Here is a 15,238-nt window from a genome sequence, read left to right on the forward strand (position 1 = left end):
TTGGTTAGTTCTAGTACAGCCTGAAATTCACTTCGACGTTGATCTGCACAGCGACGGGCCTTCCGTCCTTCATGGCAGGCTCAAACTTCCAACGGCGCACAGCCTCGACCGCTTTCTGATCAAGCCCCATACCGAGGCTGCGTGCCACGCGCACGTCACGCGGTTGACCATCCGGGCCGACGATCAGCCAGAGAACAACAGTTCCCTGGTACTTCGCCTTGCGAGCTTCCTCCGAATACTCAGGGTCAGGAGTATCCAACGCGCGCGGAGCCGAGACGCCGCCACCAACCCGGAATATGCCGCCGCCAATACCACCGCCACGGCCCGGACCTACGCCGGGGCCAGTACCGGAGCCTACCCCGCCGCCGCTACCCGAACCGATGCCGCCACCGGAGCCGGTCCCATTGGACGCCGGACCGGAGGGGATCACAGCCTTGGGATCACCGAAGTTCGGAAGATTGGCATTCGCAATTTTCACTTGAGGAGGAACAACAACCGTGGGCTCGACCGTGAGCTTGGGATTCTCATTGCGCACGATCATCGCCGGAGGCGTGATCTGCTCCATCGCGAACTTGGGAAGCTTTCCTTTTGGTGCCTGCAATTTGTCACGATCGCCGCCACCGCCGCCGCCGCCGATCTGGTCGATTTTCTTGCTCGACAGCGGCATGTACTCGGAGATATCCGGCGAAACCAGCTCAACGTGCTCCTGGTTCGTGGCCTGCTGCACCACCCTGGCCCCGACCACAGACGCCGCGATCAACCCAGCCACTGCGGCTCCGTGTAAAACCACCGAGAACCATGCGCTCTTCTTTCGGTAGTTGTACTCTCCCCAAATTTCTCGAACCCGAACGGGACGCGACGTCAACTGAAGCGGGGGCAACTTCTCGGGGAAAAATGTGTCGCGAAAGTTGGTGCTCAATGACTGCCAGAGAGAGTCATTGAACTGCTCTTCAGGCAGAAGGTTGAGCTCCGGTACATCTTGTCGGGGAATGGAAACCTGGTTCGCCATAACTTATCTATCGGCCCTTTTTGCTAGCGCGCCCTCTGTTGCCGCCACTCGGCTGAAAGATGAGCACATCAAGTGCCAAGTTGCTTTCGTCCAGATAACTGCCCAAATACAAGTCGAACTGAGCCCCGCGCCACCGAATAGCTTTTTGTGGGTGTCCGGCTTCCTAACTTTAGATGCCTGAATTCCCATCCGAGTACCGCAGATCAGGGCTTCTTCATTGAAATTCTGCCGAACGAGAAGCCTGAGTTGGGCCAGTGAATGTATAGGGCGACCGGCCTCTCGTATAATGAGAGTTTCACCGGGCAAATTTTTCTTACCCTGTGTAAGGCGTTTCATCGCCACGGAGACAAACCGGAGTGCCGCTCGAGCTAAAGTCGACCCTGAATCTTCCTACGACCAAGTTTTCCATGAAGGCCAACCTGCCGCAGAACGAGCCTAAGATGCTTGCGTGGTGGGAAGAGATACGCATCTACGACAAGATTCGCGAGGCCCGCAAGGGCGCGGAGTTTTACGTCCTGCACGACGGTCCTCCGTACGCGAATGGTCCGATACATCTGGGCCACGCGCTCAACAAGTGCCTGAAAGATTTCGTGGTGAAATCGCGCACAATGAGCGGGTACGACTCACCGTACGTGCCGGGCTGGGACTGCCATGGTCTGCCGATTGAAATCAAGGTTGACGAATCGCTCGGACGCAAGAAGCTGGAAATGGCTGCGCTGGAAGTGCGCGCTGCCTGCCGCAAGTACGCGCAGAAGTATCTCGACTTGCAGCGCGAGCAGTTCAAACGCATCGGCATCTTTGGCCGCTTCGAAAATCCGTACTCCACGATGACGCCTGATTACGAGGCTGCCGTCATCGAGACGTTCTACGCGTTTTTCGAAAAAGAAATGGTCTACAAGGGCCTGAAGCCGGTTTACTGGTGCATCCATGACCGCACAGCGCTCGCCGAGGCCGAAGTTGAATACGCGAACCACACCAGTCCGAGCATCTGGGTTCGCTACGCGCTGACCAGCGATCCTGCCGCCATCGATGCTGCGCTCGCGGGCAAGAAGGTTGCGACCATCATCTGGACAACGACTCCGTGGACGCTTCCCGCGTCAATGGCCGTCGCCTTCAGTCCCACAGAAGAGTATGTCGCGTTGGACGCTGGCGAGTGGACGTACATAGTCGCCGCAAATCTTGCGGAAGCGACAGTGCAGAACTGTGGGCTGGTGGCGCCAAAGAAGATCGCAACTTTCCCCGGAACCAAGCTGGAGCGCGCGACCTTCGCGCATCCGTTCCTGGACCGCAGCATCCTTGGCGTGCTTGCCGACTACGTCACGATGGATCAGGGTACGGGCGCCGTGCACACCGCTCCCTCGCATGGCGCAGACGACTTTTACACGGGCGTGAAATACGGCCTGGACCAGACGTGCAATGTGGACGCAGCCGGGCGCATACAGAACGGCTTGCCCGCATACGATGGCAAGCGCGTTTTCGATGCGAACCCGCTCATCGTAGAGCTGCTGAAAACCCGTGGCGTGCTCTTGGGTTTTTCGGAGATCGAGCACTCATATCCGCATTGCTGGCGCTGCCACAATCCGATCATCTTCCGTGCCACAGAGCAGTGGTTCATTTCGATGGAAGGCAATGTCGGAGATGGCACGCTCCGCTCCGTCGCGCTGCGCGAGATCAACGATAACGTGCGGTGGGATCCTGCCTGGGGACGGGAGCGTATCGCGAACATGGTCGCAACGCGTCCCGACTGGTGCATCTCGCGCCAGCGCATCTGGGGTGTCCCCATCGCAATCTTCTTCTGCGAAGGCTGCGGCGAAGCGCTGCACTCGAGTGAAGCGCACAAGGCTGTTGTCGAACTCTTTGCGCGCGAAGGCGCAGACGCCTGGTACAAGTACACTCCTCCCGAAATTCTGCCCAAGGGCAGCAAGTGCGGCAAGTGCGGCGGCACAGAGTTCCGCAAGGAGATGGACATCATCGACGTGTGGTTCGAGTCCGGCTCATCGCAAGCTGCCGTGCTCACGCCCAAGAACGGTCTGCCGTGGCCTGCCGACCTTTACCTCGAAGGCGGCGACCAATATCGCGGCTGGTTCCACTCTTCCCTGCTGTGCGCGATCGGGTTGAAGGGCTCGTCGCCCTATCGCGCAGTGGCCACGAATGGCTGGACGCTGGACGACCAGGGTCGCGCTCAGTCCAAGTCAATTGGCAACGTCGTGGATCCGGTCGATATTGCGAAACGCCTGGGCGGCGAAATCGTGCGCATGTGGGTAGCTTCCGTGGATTTCCGCGAGGATGTCGTCTCCACAGAAGCACTGATGCAGCGCATCGCTGAGAACTACCGCAAGATCCGCAACACGTTCCGGTATGTGTTGAGCAACCTGTATGACTTCGATCCGGCGCGCGATGCCGTCGCGTTCGATGACATGGAATCACTCGACTCCTACATGCTGCTGCGGACCGCCGAACTGGCTGACGAACTGCGCACATGGTATGACGAGATGCTGTTCCACCGCATCTATCAGCGGCTCATCCAGTTCTGCGTTGTCGATCTCAGTTCGATGTACTTCTACGTACTCAAGGACACGTTGTACACGGCGGCTCCGAACTCCAGGAAGCGCCGCTCGGCCCAGACAGCTATCTGGAAAATCGGTGAGGCCTTGGTACGACTGGTTGCGCCTATCATGAGTTTCACGGCGGAAGAAATATGGAGCTTCCTTCCGAAGATGGAAGGTCGGGCAGAGAGTGTGCACGTCGCGCTCTTCCCCACGACGCAAGACATCACCGGGGACGTCTCCGACCCGGCAGCGCTTGAAGCGCTCAAGCGTGATTGGCACGAGTTGCTGGTCATCCGCGATGAAGTGCTAAAGGCGCTGGAAGTCGTTCGCAGGGACAAGATCATCAACGACGGATTGGAAGCGCAAGTAACGTTGACGCTGCCCCCGGCACTGTTTGCGATAGCATCACGCTATCGCAACGAACTGCCGGGGCTGTTCGTCGTCTCGGCTGTTCATATGGCAGAGGCCCAACCGACCGATGGCGCGTTGGGAATCGCTGTTCAAGTGGAACGCGCCGACGGAGAGAAGTGCGAGCGATGCTGGAATTACTCGACGCATGTCGGAGAAGACAAGAAGTATCCGACGGTGTGCGAGCGTTGCAGTGCCGCTATCGCTGAATCTGAGCGGTAACAACCGCGCGCTGAAGGGGAACATTTCTTGGGTCAAGAGAAAGCAGGAATGAGGAAGTACTACTTCCTGATCGCAGCGCTCGTGTTCATACTGGACCAGGTCGCTAAGTCGGTCATTCAGCAGAAACTCCCGCTGAACGATAGCATTGGCGTAATCCCCGGATTTTTCCGTATCTCGCACGTGCAGAACTATGGCGCGGCATTCGGGTTATTCGCCGACTCCGTCTCACACTGGAAGGTAGTTTTCCTGGTGGGCTTCTCGCTGCTGGCGATGGCGGTAGTGGCTTACCTGCTTTGGAAGAACACTCATGCGTATCCGACCACGGGGATAGCACTGGCGCTCATCCTCGGCGGCGCAATGGGCAATCTGTACGACCGTCTTGCCGATGGCTATGTGGTGGATTTCCTGGCATTCTTCTTCGGCAGGTATCATTGGCCGGATTTCAACGTCGCGGATAGCGCTATTGTAGTCGGCGCCGTGTTGCTGGTTGCCGAGATTCTTTTCACGAAGCCTCCGGAAGAAGAACATGCAGGCCAGGCCCGGCGCTAATGCTTCATCATGAGAACCAAAAGCAAACCCCGCATCGTTGCGGGGTTTCTTTTTATGCCTTGTGTTCGCTGGAAATCCGGCCTTTGCGCGTTAGTTGTTGGGATAAAGCTTTCTATAGACTTGGGCGTTGCGCATGATGGCCTGCACGTACTCACGAGTTTCGGTGAACGGAATAGACTCCACGAACTCCACCACGTCGCGATACTTGCCGTTGTCTAACCAGTCTTGTACACGATTTGTGCCGGCGTTGTAGGCTGCCAGTGCATATTCAATCTGTCCGTTCTGATGATCCACCATCTCTCGGAAGAAGCGCGTACCGAGTTGTAGGTTCAGGTTGGGGATGAGCAGTTGTTCGGTATTGAAGCGCCGGACCTTCAGCTCACGAGCCTCGCCCTTGCCTACCGCTGGCAGCAGCTGCATAAGGCCCCATGCATTGGCATGAGAAATAGCGCCAGGATTGAACTCAGACTCCTGCCTGATTAACGAAGCCACGAGGTACGGATCGAGTCTATTCTGCGTCGAAAACTTCCTGAGGTCCGTCCAGTAGGGACGCGGAAACAGGAACTCCCAATAGGGGCGTGGAAGGTCCGAGATATCCATAGCGTAGTAGCTGGGCAAAGCGCGCTTGAGGAACTGCAATGCGCGGTGGTACTGCCCAGACTCGCGGTAGATCCGCGCGATCTGAAGCGTTGCCCAGTTTGGACCTTTACCGCCGGAGGCTAGCTGCAACTCCTTGATCGCGAGGTCGAATAAGCCAGCGTTCTCCAACAACTTGCTCTTCTGTACCCGAAGGTCGTCGCCCGGAGGATCCTCCACCAGCGCGCCATCTCCAAGAGCCTGGACCGACGGGATGCGATCCAGGAGCGGGACCGAAGCGGTCGCTCCGTTCTCGCCCAACTTTGCCAGGCGCTCGCGTGCCTGGTGTCCGTAGTAGTAGTTGCGGAAGCGGTCGGCAGCTTTCGCGTACCAGGCGCGGGCCGTTGCGAGATCGCCGGATTCTTCTGCCAGGCGGGCGCGCCAGTACAGCGCCGCGGCAACCTCGACTGACCTTGGATACTGCTCAACATGCTTCTCGAACTCGCGCCTGGCTTCTTCGTTTCTGCCCTGGCGGAAATTGAGCCATGTGGCCTTCCAGTGCGCGTACGAAGCGCGCGGCCCATTTGGGAACCGCTCGTGAATCTCTCGATACTGATCTATCGCCTTGTCGTAATCGCGCTTCAACAAATACATGTTGCCGGCTGAAAGGAGCGCGCTTTCAAACCAGGAACTCGTCGCCGCTGTCTTACGCATCTGGCCCAGGTTGTCGATGACAGCGCTCTCGTTATCTTCCGAACGCGCGATCTCGCCGAGGTTGTACAGACGCTCAGCGTTCGCCTCGCCAGTGGCCTCGGTCTGCTCGAGCAATCGGCGACCTTCACTGGCGTTCCCGCTGCGCCTAAGCGCAACACCGAGCGCGACCGAAACATTCGCGCGCTGATCGGGCGGAGCGTCGTTCAGGAGCGCGCGATCTTCCCTCGCCGCATCGGTCCAGCGATTCGACTGCGCAAGCAACCTCGCGCGCAGCATCCGGTCACTGAAAGATGCGGGTGCGAGTGTCGTAGTGGCTGAGATTGTGTCAATCAGAGTAGACGCCTGCGCAGCTTCCCCGCTACCAGGCATGGTGTAGTAGATATGACGAAGCACCTCTGCGGCCTTTTGCGGATTTCCGGCCTTTAGGTAAGCACGGCCGAGCGCCAACTCGACATCGGCTCGGGTAGGCTGGCGATTCGCTTCCAGGAACTCAACCGCTTCGTTCGGACGCCCTGCTGCTACGAGGGCATCGCCATAAACGTCAACCGCGTCGCGCAGAAACACGGACTCGGGCCAGGTCTTCGTGAAGTCCTTGAGGGTTGCGATAACCTTCTCGCTGTCTCCTCGACTTCCATACGAAAGGGCCTTGAAGTAGAGAACATAGTCCCCAAGCTCTCCGGCTCTGGGCTGTGCCTTTTCGAGCGGCAAAAGTGCTTTGTCGTAATCGCGATCAAGGATGTGAGCGTATCCGACGGCCAGCCACGCGAGGGCTCCGGCGTCCGTGCCGGCGTGCTTGCGTGCATAAGCCTCAACGCCGGAGTACGCTGCCCTCGTGCGGTTCTCGATCAATTGGCGTGCCATCGGTTTCAGGTCCGCCGAAGTTACGAATGCTCGCGCTACACGACGGAGCCGCGCCGAACTGACAGGCTTCTTCCGCTTCGGCTTGAGCGCAGCTTTATTCGCCCGCGCCTTCGTGGAAGGCGATTTGACGGCTTGCTTCGTTTTCGCCTGCTTTTTCTGCGAAGCCGTTGATGAGGTTATCTTTGCCTTGGGCGAGAGCTTCTTTGTGCCGCGCTGGCTGGACTGTGCCCACGCCGCGACGCTCAACAGAACCAGTACAAACAGGACTACGGAAGAAGAGGACCTGGGTTTCATCTCTGCTTCCCAGTTTAACCCGGAAAGCTGCTGCCTAGTAGAGATGAATCGCCATCGGCAAGGATTCGCACCAATTCCTGCTTGAAATAATCCACGTCGGTGATTGCGCCGCCGTAGCGCTTATCGTAAGTGGCACGGCTCTTGTCGATATCGTCCTTCAGGCGGTCGTACAAATCCCGCTTCTGCTTCCCTTCCGCGACCTTCTGCTGGTTGTAGAGTCTGAGTTCATCCACCAGTAGCTTGGCGAAACGCCGCGCTTTGTTGTGGGCTTCGTCTTCTTCTTGGGCAGCGGCAGGGGCAGGAGTCGAAGGTGCTGCGTACGCGGCCTTAGCAGCCACCGGCGGCGGAACCGATTGGGCGGTAGTGACGTGCGCGGCCGTGGCAGCCGGAGGCTGTGCAGGGGCGGCGTGCGATGCGCTCTCTGCTGCGGAGGTCTTTCTGAGAGCCAGCACTTCAAGCCACAGGCCAGTCGTGCGGACGAGTAGTTCCATGGCGGAAGAATCAAGACCGGCAGCACCCTTCGTTCCCCCGTCGCAATACAGCAGGGCCGCAACTTTGTCTTTGATAACAAGCGGCAGAACAAGGGCGTTTCCGTCGATAGGTGCGCCAAAACGCGACGCGAAAGCGGAGTCAAACTCGAAAGCAGCCGCGGACGCCGGTGTGTGAGAGTGCAGCACGCGTCCGCCTAGACCTCTGCTCACATCCACGGTCGCCGTGCGGAATGAGTCGCTCTCGTCGAAGCCGCGTGCCTGCCAACCGCTGGCTATGGTGCCGCGAAGCACGAAAAGCCCGCACCGCTGGCTAAACCTGGCGCCTCCGTCAAGTAGCGCACGCAAAATGTCTGTTTGCGAGGACGCGTCTTGAACAGACAGGACCGCAGCATTAAGCACGTCCGTGGGAGAACTGCCCGGCGGAGTGGCGAGCGCAGGTTCCACCTCTGCCATGACGCGCACGACGACGTCGCGGCGCACGTCAGTCAGGCGCTCCTGTAGAACTCCGGTGACAACTCGTTCGATGGAATCCCTAATCTTGTTCAGATCGGCCACGTTTGGGTCCACTTCCGGCGCCAGCATGCAACACCTTGCAAGGCGGATTATATGGCCTGCGCGGCCAGTGTCAACGCTCGCAGATGCTGCGAGTTTAGCGATGAGGTACTGAGCCCCCTGGGCCGGAATCCAAGCCACACAGTGCGGCACAGCATCTCCCGAATTAATTGAGGCAGTATTCCGAGGCAACCTTTACAATAGTTTTCCGGCTTGGCGGCATCACATTGGCATTACGCTTTTAAACCGGAAAATCTGAATCGACAAAAGCATGGAAGCCATCCAACCAAAAGTAGGAGAGCCCACCAGCGATGAATCGGTACTGGTAGCGGCTGCGAAGCAAGGAGCCATCTCCGCGTTCGAGGAGCTCGTTAAGCGCTATGACCGGAATGTATTCCGGATAGCGCAACACATAACGCAAAACCGCGAAGATGCGGAAGACGTTGTGCAAGACGCTTTCTTGAAGGCGTACCAGAACTTGCCGCAGTTCCAAGGTCAGTCAAAGTTCTATACCTGGTTGGTTAGAATCGCGGTCAACGAAGCATTGATGCGCTTGCGGCGGCGACGCCCCGAGCGGATGGTTTCGCTGGACGAAGACATCAAGACAGACGAAGACAGCATGCCGCGGGAAGTCGCGGACTGGGCTCCGAATCCTGAACAGTTGTATACCCAGGCGGAGTTGAAGGACATCTTGGGAAAGACGATCCAGGGACTTCCGGCCAGTTTCCGAACCGTGTTCGTGCTGCGAGATGTAGAAGGGCTTTCAACGGAGGAGACGGCCGATGCGCTCGACTTGAGCGTACCCGCTGTGAAGTCACGTTTGCTCCGTGCCCGCTTGCAATTGCGAGATCGGTTGAATAAGTACTTCAAACAACGAGATGGGGATGGGAAACAGTGACTTGCTCTGAGTTTCTGAAAGAGCTCACCGACTACCTCGACGAGTCGATGGATGCCCGCACAAAGGCAGAACTCGAGGATCACCTACAGTGGTGTCACAACTGTTACGTCGTTTGCAATACGACTAAACGAACCATTGAAATCTATCGCGACTCTGAGCTTTACGAACTCCCTGACGACCTGCGCTCCCGTCTTCGCGCAGCCATCATTCAAAAGTGCAAGCATCCGGTATAGGGCATAAAGCTCGCTGGCCGGCACCAATGAACGAGGCCCTCCGGGGTCTCGCGCCCGTTCCGGCATCACAACTCGTTGTGATATGCGCCCGCTCTGATGGCGTTTCCGTGTGACATAGAAACGACTCCTAACAATATTCCTCGCCGCAGCCTTTCTTTCTTCCTGGTTTCGAAACCTTTTACCTCAACTTGGAATCTAAGTTCCTGAAGCCAGTACTTGGCTTTCGCCCACACAATGGTGGGTGGCAGCAAAAAGGGGTGGGTACAATGATTTTCAATCTCTTCGATATGGTTTTCGGCTGCTGGCACCGGAACTACAGTTTCCCGATCACGGCAAAAGGCAGCAAGCGTCGCTCTAAGGCGGCGAGCCTGACGGGCACGTACGTCGTGTGCCTGGATTGCGGCAAGGAATTTCCATATAACTGGGAAGAGATGAAAGTGATAGCCGCCATGCCAAAGCAGGCTGCCGCCATAAGCGGCGAGTCGGTCGAGACCTACGCAAACAAAGCTGCGTAACCTGATTCAATGTAAGCGGGTGCGTGTCGGCCAAGTGCCCCGTAGCCAGCGTCTCGTTCAGCGAGCAGGAGCGAGAATTCCCATTTTTACCCTGGCGGCATCTGCACCGCACCGAGACACCCTCCCCAAACGAACGACAATAACGCTATGAAGCGATCGCGAAGACGATTTCTGCGGATGCCTCGCCTCGCAACAACACAACCTCTTGCCCGTTCTTCAACGTTGCGCGGATCCACCGGTTCCACAAACTTACTGGGACGGCAAGAACGAACAGGTTCGAAACCTGGCGTTGCCGCGCGACATGAAACAGCTTGGTTTCAATAGTAGCAGTAATCGTCTGCTTGAGCTCTGGGAGACTCCCGCATCGCAGTTCGACCTGCAGATCGAGACAGTACGCAACGTACTCGCTCTCGGCGTGTTCGATTAGCACGCGTATATTCAGCAGCGGATTATTACCGAGCCTTGCAGGCATTTGCTTCTTCGAACCCTTTTCCAATATCTAATACGCGTTCTTACCGAACAACCCTGTCCAAACGGTCATGAGAATGATCCTCATGTCCAAACCGAAGCTCCAGTTTTGCAGGTAATAGAGATCGCATTCCACGCGCTTCTCGATGCTCGTATCGCCACGCCAGCCGTTCACCTGTGCCCAGCCTGTGATCCCGACTTTCAGGCGGTGCCGGTCGCCGTATTGCGACACTTCATTCATGAAGGTCTCTACAAAGTGCGGGCGTTCCGGGCGAGGTCCTACAATGCTCATGTCACCCGTTAGCACGTTCAAGAATTGCGGCAACTCATCCAGGCTTGTTTTTCGAAGCAACGCGCCGAAAGGTGTTTTCCGCGGATCGTCCTCTGTAGTCCACAACCTGTCACTCTCGCTGGGGGCGCTGACTCGCATCGTCCGGAACTTAAACATCGGAAACACGCGCCCATTCAGGCCGACTCGCTCCTGCACGAAGAATATGGGCCCCTTCGACGTCAACTTGATCAAAATCGCAATGAGTACCGTGAGTGGCAGGCTCAGCAGGATCACCAGAGATGAAAATGCAATGTCGAATGCGCGCTTGATGAGCAGGTAACTCATGGACTCGGCAGGTGTGGTGCCGAGGTCCAGCATGTGCAACTGACCGACCTGGAACAGCTTGTCGCGAATAATGACGCCTTGCCCAAGATCGACGACCACGCGTGTGGGCATGCTCAGGTTTTTCAATGCGCTCATGATCGCGGGGATCTCGATGAACCGATCAGGCGGCACCGCCAGCACGATGTCGTCAACCGCACCCGACAATTGCAATTCGTTAATCTCGCTCAGGTCGTGAACAGGTGCATCGCGCACGACCGTGTCCTCGCCTGGGAGCCGCAGGTAAGCAACCACCTCGCACTGAAACGAGCTCCTCTTGAGACGCGCGATAGCACGACGAGAAAAGGTGTCTGTGCCGACGATCAACAAGCGAAGAGGGCGATGCTGCCGGCCTTCCGTACAAACGATCAAGCGGAACGCCGCACGGAGCGCCACCACAAGCAGCAGTAGCCACACGCTGCTTAGCAAAAAGAAGGCGCGAGAGAACATGGCGGTTCTGTAAAAGAACAGCACGGCGAAGCAGAGCATGTAAGTCGCACCGGATGCCTTCAGCGCCGCGCGAACTCCCGTCCGCTCTACAAAGAGTTCCTCTACGCTTGTAATGCCGTAATGCTCCGAGGCCATCGCCCACGCCATGGTGAGGAACGCCAGGAGAAAGACGTATTCGGGCAATGAGTATTGCTGGACCGCACCTAGCCAGGGTTGTAGATAGAAACGCGAGAACGCGGCAAGGAGAAATGCGATTGCCGGTAGCACGTAGCACAAGCCGCGCAGATAAAATTTGTATAGATTCAGCCTTCGCAACATGACGGTGCTCCACGAGAGCGGCACCCCAGGCGTAAGTTCTCTGGAGGCTACCGAATGGCCAAACTACAAGGAAAATTTGGGGAATTGATTGCGCCGCACCACGAGGGAAGGTCCGGTACTACAGGTGCAAGCCCGATATTGCATTAGTGTTTTGTGAACTGTGCAAGCATTCGATAAGACCTGCTAACTGCTCGCGCCAGCATGGCAACTGCACACCAAACACATCCGCTAATTTGTTGTTCGCGAGAACTGAATACTTTGGACGACGCGCCGGCAGTGGGAAATCAGCAGAAGCGATTGGAACGATGTCCTTCACCGCGAATTCGCATCGCTGGTCGCCAAGCCTCTGCCGGCATAAAGAAACGATTTCGGTCGCAAAGCCATGCCAACTTGTCAGCCCCGCTGCCGTCATGTGATACACGCCACTGCTTAATTCAAACGGCGGATATGCCGACAGGCTCTCCCTCGCCAAGATAGCTGCAGTGGCTTCAGCAATATGCCTGGCCCAGGTAGGACTGCCGACTTGATCGCTGACGATGCGAAGCTGCTCGCGCTCGCGCGATAGGCGAAGCACCGTTCGGAAGAAGTTTTTTGAATGCTCGGAGTAGATCCAGCTTGCCCGGAAAATAACGTGCCTTGCCTGCGAGTTGCGTATTCCCTGCTCGCCCGCGAGCTTCGTACTTCCGTACACGCTTAACGGACCGGTGGCGTCTTCTTCCGTATAAGGAGCCGTGGCCGTACCTGCGAATACATAATCGGTCGAATAGTGTACGAGCGCCGCACCACGTTTCGCAGCCTCCTCCGCCATTACCACCGGCGCAATCGCGTTGATGCTGCGAGCGACTTCCGGTTCACTCTCAGCGCGGTCCACGGCTGTGTAGGCAGCTGCATTCACGATGATGGCCGGAGCGAATGTGCGGACAGCAGACCGAATCGCAGCGATGTCCGCCAAGTCCAATTCGGCCCTGCCAAGTCCGCACACCACGGCGCCTGCGTCCGCCAGTACACGCTGCAGCTCGATTCCGAGCTGACCATTCTTACCGATCAGCAAAAGTTTTTGTTGTGTTAGCGGTAGGATGGCAGCAATTCCTTTGGCGTTCGATCCAGGCGAGGGTAAAGCCGATCCTTGGCAGAGAGAATAGGATCCTGAAGGTGCCAGTCGATGTGAAGCGACGGATCGTTCCACGCGATTCCGTGGTCATCCTCGGCGTGGTAGTACTCGCTGCACTTGTACAGAAACTCGGCGCTCTCCGAGAGTACGGAAAAACCGTGCGCAAACCCTTCGGGAATGTACAACTGTTGTTTGTTCTCCGCCGAAAGAATTGCGCCAACCCATCGTCCGAAGCTCGGAGATCCAACGCGGATGTCAACGGCAACGTCAAACACTTCTCCGTGCACCACACGGCATAATTTCGCCTGTGGGAAGACAAGCTGGTAGTGCAGCGCTCGGATGGTGCCTCGGGCTGAACGGGAATGATTGTCTTGCACAAAGGCGTGGGTTACGCCCATCTCAGAAAATTCCACCTGCCGATAGCTCTCGAAGAAGAAGCCGCGATCATCGGTGAACACGCGAGGCTTAAAGAGGTAAACGCCCGGGATATCTAGTTCAATTCGTTCCATGAGTTGTTAGTCGTCGGCTTTGGCGGTCTGCGCAAACTGCCTCAGGGTCGCCGTCCTGTTCACGTAATAGGTTTCGTAGTACTTCTTATAATCGCCACTGCGGACAGAGGCCACCCAGTCTTTGTTGCTGGCATACCAGTGCACCGTCTCACGAAGGCCCTGCTCCAGGTCGGTCGTCGGCTGCCAGCCAAGGTCGTTAAGCATCTTCGAGCTATCCAGCGCATAACGGCGGTCGTGGCCAGGCCTATCCGTAACGTGCTCCAACAAATCATCCGGCTTGTTAAGAATTTTCAGCAACTCGCGCAGCATCCATAAGTTCGTGCGCACCTGCCCACCGCCGATGTTGTAGACCTCCCCGGTTTCCCCACGTTCGAGAACTGCAAGCAGACCACGGCAGTGATCTTCAACGTGTAACCAGTCGCGTTGTTGCAAGCCGTCTCCGTAGACCGGTAGCCTCTGATGCCCCATTGCATTGCAGATCATCAGGGGAATGAACTTCTCCGGGAATTGGTACGGGCCGTAATTGTTGGAAGCTCGTGTAACGATTGCCGGGAACCCATACGTCCTAACATACGAAAGTACAAGAAGGTCCGAACTTGCCTTGCTTGCCGAATACGGGCTACTGGGCACTATGGGAAAGCGCTCGTCGGCAACAGCGCCAGGAGGCATATCTCCATACACTTCGTCCGTGGATACATGAAGGAACCTGCTTACTCCGAGCCCGCGCGCCACATTGAGCAGGCAGGATGTGCCGTTGACATTGGTCTCTATAACCGGGCCCGGATCGAAGATGCTGCGATCAACATGAGATTCAGCAGCGAAATGCACGACAGCATCGCAACACTTCATGGCTGCGGCGACCGAGTTCGGATCGCAAATATCGCCCCGGACAAATTCATAACTCGGGTTAACGTCGCACGCGGCGAGGTTTTGCAGGTTGCCGGCATAGGTCAGCTTGTCGTAGTTGACAACCGAGTAGCCCGCATCTTTTCCGAGGACATGCCGTATGAAGTTCGACCCGATGAATCCGGCGCCGCCGGTCACAAATAGCTTCATCGTCCCGCTCCTGCGACGGCGTGCGTTTCCTGCGGCAACTTGTTTGCTCCGCTCTGGGCAACCAGATTCGAGGCTTTTAGCAGCGAATCAAATGTCCCAGCATCGGTCCACCAGCCATCGAGAATGTCATACGAAAGCGCATCATCCTCGATGTAGAAATTGTTTACATCGGTGATTTCCAGTTCGCCGCGGCCCGATGGCTTTAGGCGCTTGATCTTCTGGAAGACCGTGGAATCATAGAGATAGATACCAATCACGGCATAGTCCGACGGAGGAGAGGACGGCTTTTCCTCAATGCGTACGACGCTGCTGCCCCGTAGCTCCGGCACTCCGAAGCGCTGCGGGTCCGGAACCTGTTTCAGCAGAATTTTGGCGCCTCGCTCCTGCTGAGAATAGCTGGCCACGGCACCGCAGATGTTGTTCTCAATCAAGTTGTCCCCAAGTACGACACAGATGGGTTCGCCATCGGCGAAGTCTTCCGCGAGAGATAAAGCCTCTGCAATACCGCCTTCGCCATCCTGGTAGCTGTAGTGCAGGCGCTTCAGCCCGAAATCGCGTCCGTTACCCAGTAAGCGCAGGAAATCGCCCGCGTTTCTTCCGCCTGTGACTACCATGATTTCCTTGATGCCAGCGTTCACCAACGTCTGGATTGGATAGAAAATCATCGGCTTGTCGTATATAGGCAGCAGGTGCTTGTTCGTGATCTTCGTCAGCGGAAAAAGACGACTCCCGGTCCCGCCGGCCAGAACTACGCCTTTCATGAAGCCTCCATTGGCTTAATAGTCGCCCACACCTGCGCTTGA

14 protein-coding genes are annotated in these 15,238 nt (G+C 57.0%); 5 read left to right on the top strand and 9 right to left on the bottom strand.

Annotated elements, in window-relative coordinates; genetic code table 11:
* Nucleotides 1-10: 10 nt before the first annotated feature.
* On the bottom strand, nucleotides 11-1,009 hold the full coding sequence (locus tag VN622_10485; protein HWR36284.1) for an energy transducer TonB: 999 nt from the start codon (nucleotides 1,007-1,009) through the stop codon (nucleotides 11-13).
* 407 nt (nucleotides 1,010-1,416) lie between these two features.
* On the opposite strand from VN622_10485, the gene ileS reads away from it, so the two are divergent.
* Together ileS and lspA are read left to right on the top strand one after the other, a co-directional pair.
* Entirely contained in the window at nucleotides 1,417-4,188 is a 2,772-nt protein-coding gene (gene ileS / locus VN622_10490; GenBank protein ID HWR36285.1) for an isoleucine--tRNA ligase, read from the top strand.
* A 48-nt stretch (nucleotides 4,189-4,236) separates the two neighbouring features.
* On the top strand, nucleotides 4,237-4,737 hold the full coding sequence (gene lspA / locus VN622_10495; protein HWR36286.1) for a signal peptidase II: 501 nt from the start codon (nucleotides 4,237-4,239) through the stop codon (nucleotides 4,735-4,737).
* A gap of 90 nt (nucleotides 4,738-4,827) precedes the next feature.
* Here lspA and VN622_10500 read toward each other — a convergent pair whose 3' ends face one another.
* Together VN622_10500 and VN622_10505 are read right to left on the bottom strand one after the other, a co-directional pair.
* Nucleotides 4,828-7,182, bottom strand: coding sequence for a transglycosylase SLT domain-containing protein (locus VN622_10500; GenBank protein HWR36287.1), 2,355 nt, complete (start codon nucleotides 7,180-7,182; stop codon nucleotides 4,828-4,830).
* 14 nt (nucleotides 7,183-7,196) lie between these two features.
* Nucleotides 7,197-8,255, bottom strand: coding sequence for a hypothetical protein (locus VN622_10505; protein ID HWR36288.1), 1,059 nt, complete (start codon nucleotides 8,253-8,255; stop codon nucleotides 7,197-7,199).
* Nucleotides 8,256-8,496: 241 nt separating this feature from the next.
* Here VN622_10505 and VN622_10510 point away from each other — a divergent pair, with 241 nt between their 5' ends.
* The 3 genes from VN622_10510 (at nucleotide 8,497) to VN622_10520 (ending at nucleotide 9,871) form a co-directional block, all read left to right on the top strand.
* Nucleotides 8,497-9,123 carry a sigma-70 family RNA polymerase sigma factor gene (locus VN622_10510; GenBank protein HWR36289.1) on the top strand — a complete coding sequence of 209 codons (627 nt, stop codon included), beginning with the start codon at nucleotides 8,497-8,499 and terminating at the stop codon, nucleotides 9,121-9,123.
* Complete coding sequence (locus VN622_10515) at nucleotides 9,120-9,356, top strand: anti-sigma factor (protein HWR36290.1); 237 nt, start codon at nucleotides 9,120-9,122, stop codon at nucleotides 9,354-9,356. The genes VN622_10510 and VN622_10515 overlap by 4 nt, the downstream gene beginning before the upstream one ends.
* A 266-nt stretch (nucleotides 9,357-9,622) precedes the next feature.
* Nucleotides 9,623-9,871, top strand: coding sequence for a hypothetical protein (locus VN622_10520; GenBank protein ID HWR36291.1), 249 nt, complete (start codon nucleotides 9,623-9,625; stop codon nucleotides 9,869-9,871).
* Between the two features lie 145 nt (nucleotides 9,872-10,016).
* Here VN622_10520 and VN622_10525 read toward each other — a convergent pair whose 3' ends face one another.
* The 6 genes from VN622_10525 to VN622_10550 form a co-directional block, all read right to left on the bottom strand.
* A complete protein-coding gene (locus VN622_10525) occupies nucleotides 10,017-10,343 on the bottom strand; it encodes a hypothetical protein (GenBank protein HWR36292.1) in 327 nt (108 codons plus the stop codon).
* A 27-nt stretch (nucleotides 10,344-10,370) separates the two neighbouring features.
* Nucleotides 10,371-11,759 carry an undecaprenyl-phosphate glucose phosphotransferase gene (locus VN622_10530; protein HWR36293.1) on the bottom strand — a complete coding sequence of 463 codons (1,389 nt, stop codon included), beginning with the start codon at nucleotides 11,757-11,759 and terminating at the stop codon, nucleotides 10,371-10,373.
* A gap of 118 nt (nucleotides 11,760-11,877) precedes the next feature.
* Nucleotides 11,878-12,810 carry a dTDP-4-dehydrorhamnose reductase gene (gene rfbD / locus VN622_10535; protein HWR36294.1) on the bottom strand — a complete coding sequence of 311 codons (933 nt, stop codon included), beginning with the start codon at nucleotides 12,808-12,810 and terminating at the stop codon, nucleotides 11,878-11,880.
* Between the two features lie 14 nt (nucleotides 12,811-12,824).
* Nucleotides 12,825-13,379 (bottom strand): dTDP-4-dehydrorhamnose 3,5-epimerase, encoded by a 555-nt coding sequence (gene rfbC, locus VN622_10540; GenBank protein ID HWR36295.1) that lies wholly within the window; start codon nucleotides 13,377-13,379, stop codon nucleotides 12,825-12,827.
* 6 nt (nucleotides 13,380-13,385) lie between these two features.
* Nucleotides 13,386-14,435 (bottom strand): dTDP-glucose 4,6-dehydratase, encoded by a 1,050-nt coding sequence (gene rfbB / locus VN622_10545; protein ID HWR36296.1) that lies wholly within the window; start codon nucleotides 14,433-14,435, stop codon nucleotides 13,386-13,388.
* Nucleotides 14,432-15,196: a sugar phosphate nucleotidyltransferase gene (locus VN622_10550; protein ID HWR36297.1), complete on the bottom strand. Its 765-nt coding sequence runs from the start codon at nucleotides 15,194-15,196 to the stop codon at nucleotides 14,432-14,434. The genes rfbB and VN622_10550 overlap by 4 nt, the downstream gene beginning before the upstream one ends.
* Nucleotides 15,197-15,238: the final 42 nt, after the last annotated feature.

It is taken from the genome of Clostridia bacterium, assembly GCA_035561135.1.
Classification (GTDB): domain Bacteria; phylum Acidobacteriota; class Terriglobia; order Terriglobales; family Acidobacteriaceae; genus DATMYA01.

Bases quoted from the DNA above. Each gene is read 5' to 3' on its own strand.
- rfbB (HWR36296.1), bottom strand. From the start codon at position 14,435: ATGAAGCTATTTGTGACCGGCGGCGCCGGATTCATCGGGTCGAACTTC.
- rfbC (HWR36295.1), bottom strand. From the start codon at position 13,379: ATGGAACGAATTGAACTAGATATCCCGGGCGTTTACCTCTTTAAGCCT.
- VN622_10550 (HWR36297.1), bottom strand. From the start codon at position 15,196: ATGAAAGGCGTAGTTCTGGCCGGCGGGACCGGGAGTCGTCTTTTTCCG.
- VN622_10510 (HWR36289.1), top strand. From the start codon at position 8,497: ATGGAAGCCATCCAACCAAAAGTAGGAGAGCCCACCAGCGATGAATCG.
- VN622_10500 (HWR36287.1), bottom strand. From the start codon at position 7,182: ATGAAACCCAGGTCCTCTTCTTCCGTAGTCCTGTTTGTACTGGTTCTG.
- VN622_10505 (HWR36288.1), bottom strand. From the start codon at position 8,255: ATGCTGGCGCCGGAAGTGGACCCAAACGTGGCCGATCTGAACAAGATT.
- lspA (HWR36286.1), top strand. From the start codon at position 4,237: ATGAGGAAGTACTACTTCCTGATCGCAGCGCTCGTGTTCATACTGGAC.
- VN622_10520 (HWR36291.1), top strand. From the start codon at position 9,623: ATGATTTTCAATCTCTTCGATATGGTTTTCGGCTGCTGGCACCGGAAC.
- VN622_10525 (HWR36292.1), bottom strand. From the start codon at position 10,343: ATGCCTGCAAGGCTCGGTAATAATCCGCTGCTGAATATACGCGTGCTA.
- VN622_10530 (HWR36293.1), bottom strand. From the start codon at position 11,759: ATGTTGCGAAGGCTGAATCTATACAAATTTTATCTGCGCGGCTTGTGC.
- VN622_10485 (HWR36284.1), bottom strand. From the start codon at position 1,009: ATGGCGAACCAGGTTTCCATTCCCCGACAAGATGTACCGGAGCTCAAC.
- ileS (HWR36285.1), top strand. From the start codon at position 1,417: ATGAAGGCCAACCTGCCGCAGAACGAGCCTAAGATGCTTGCGTGGTGG.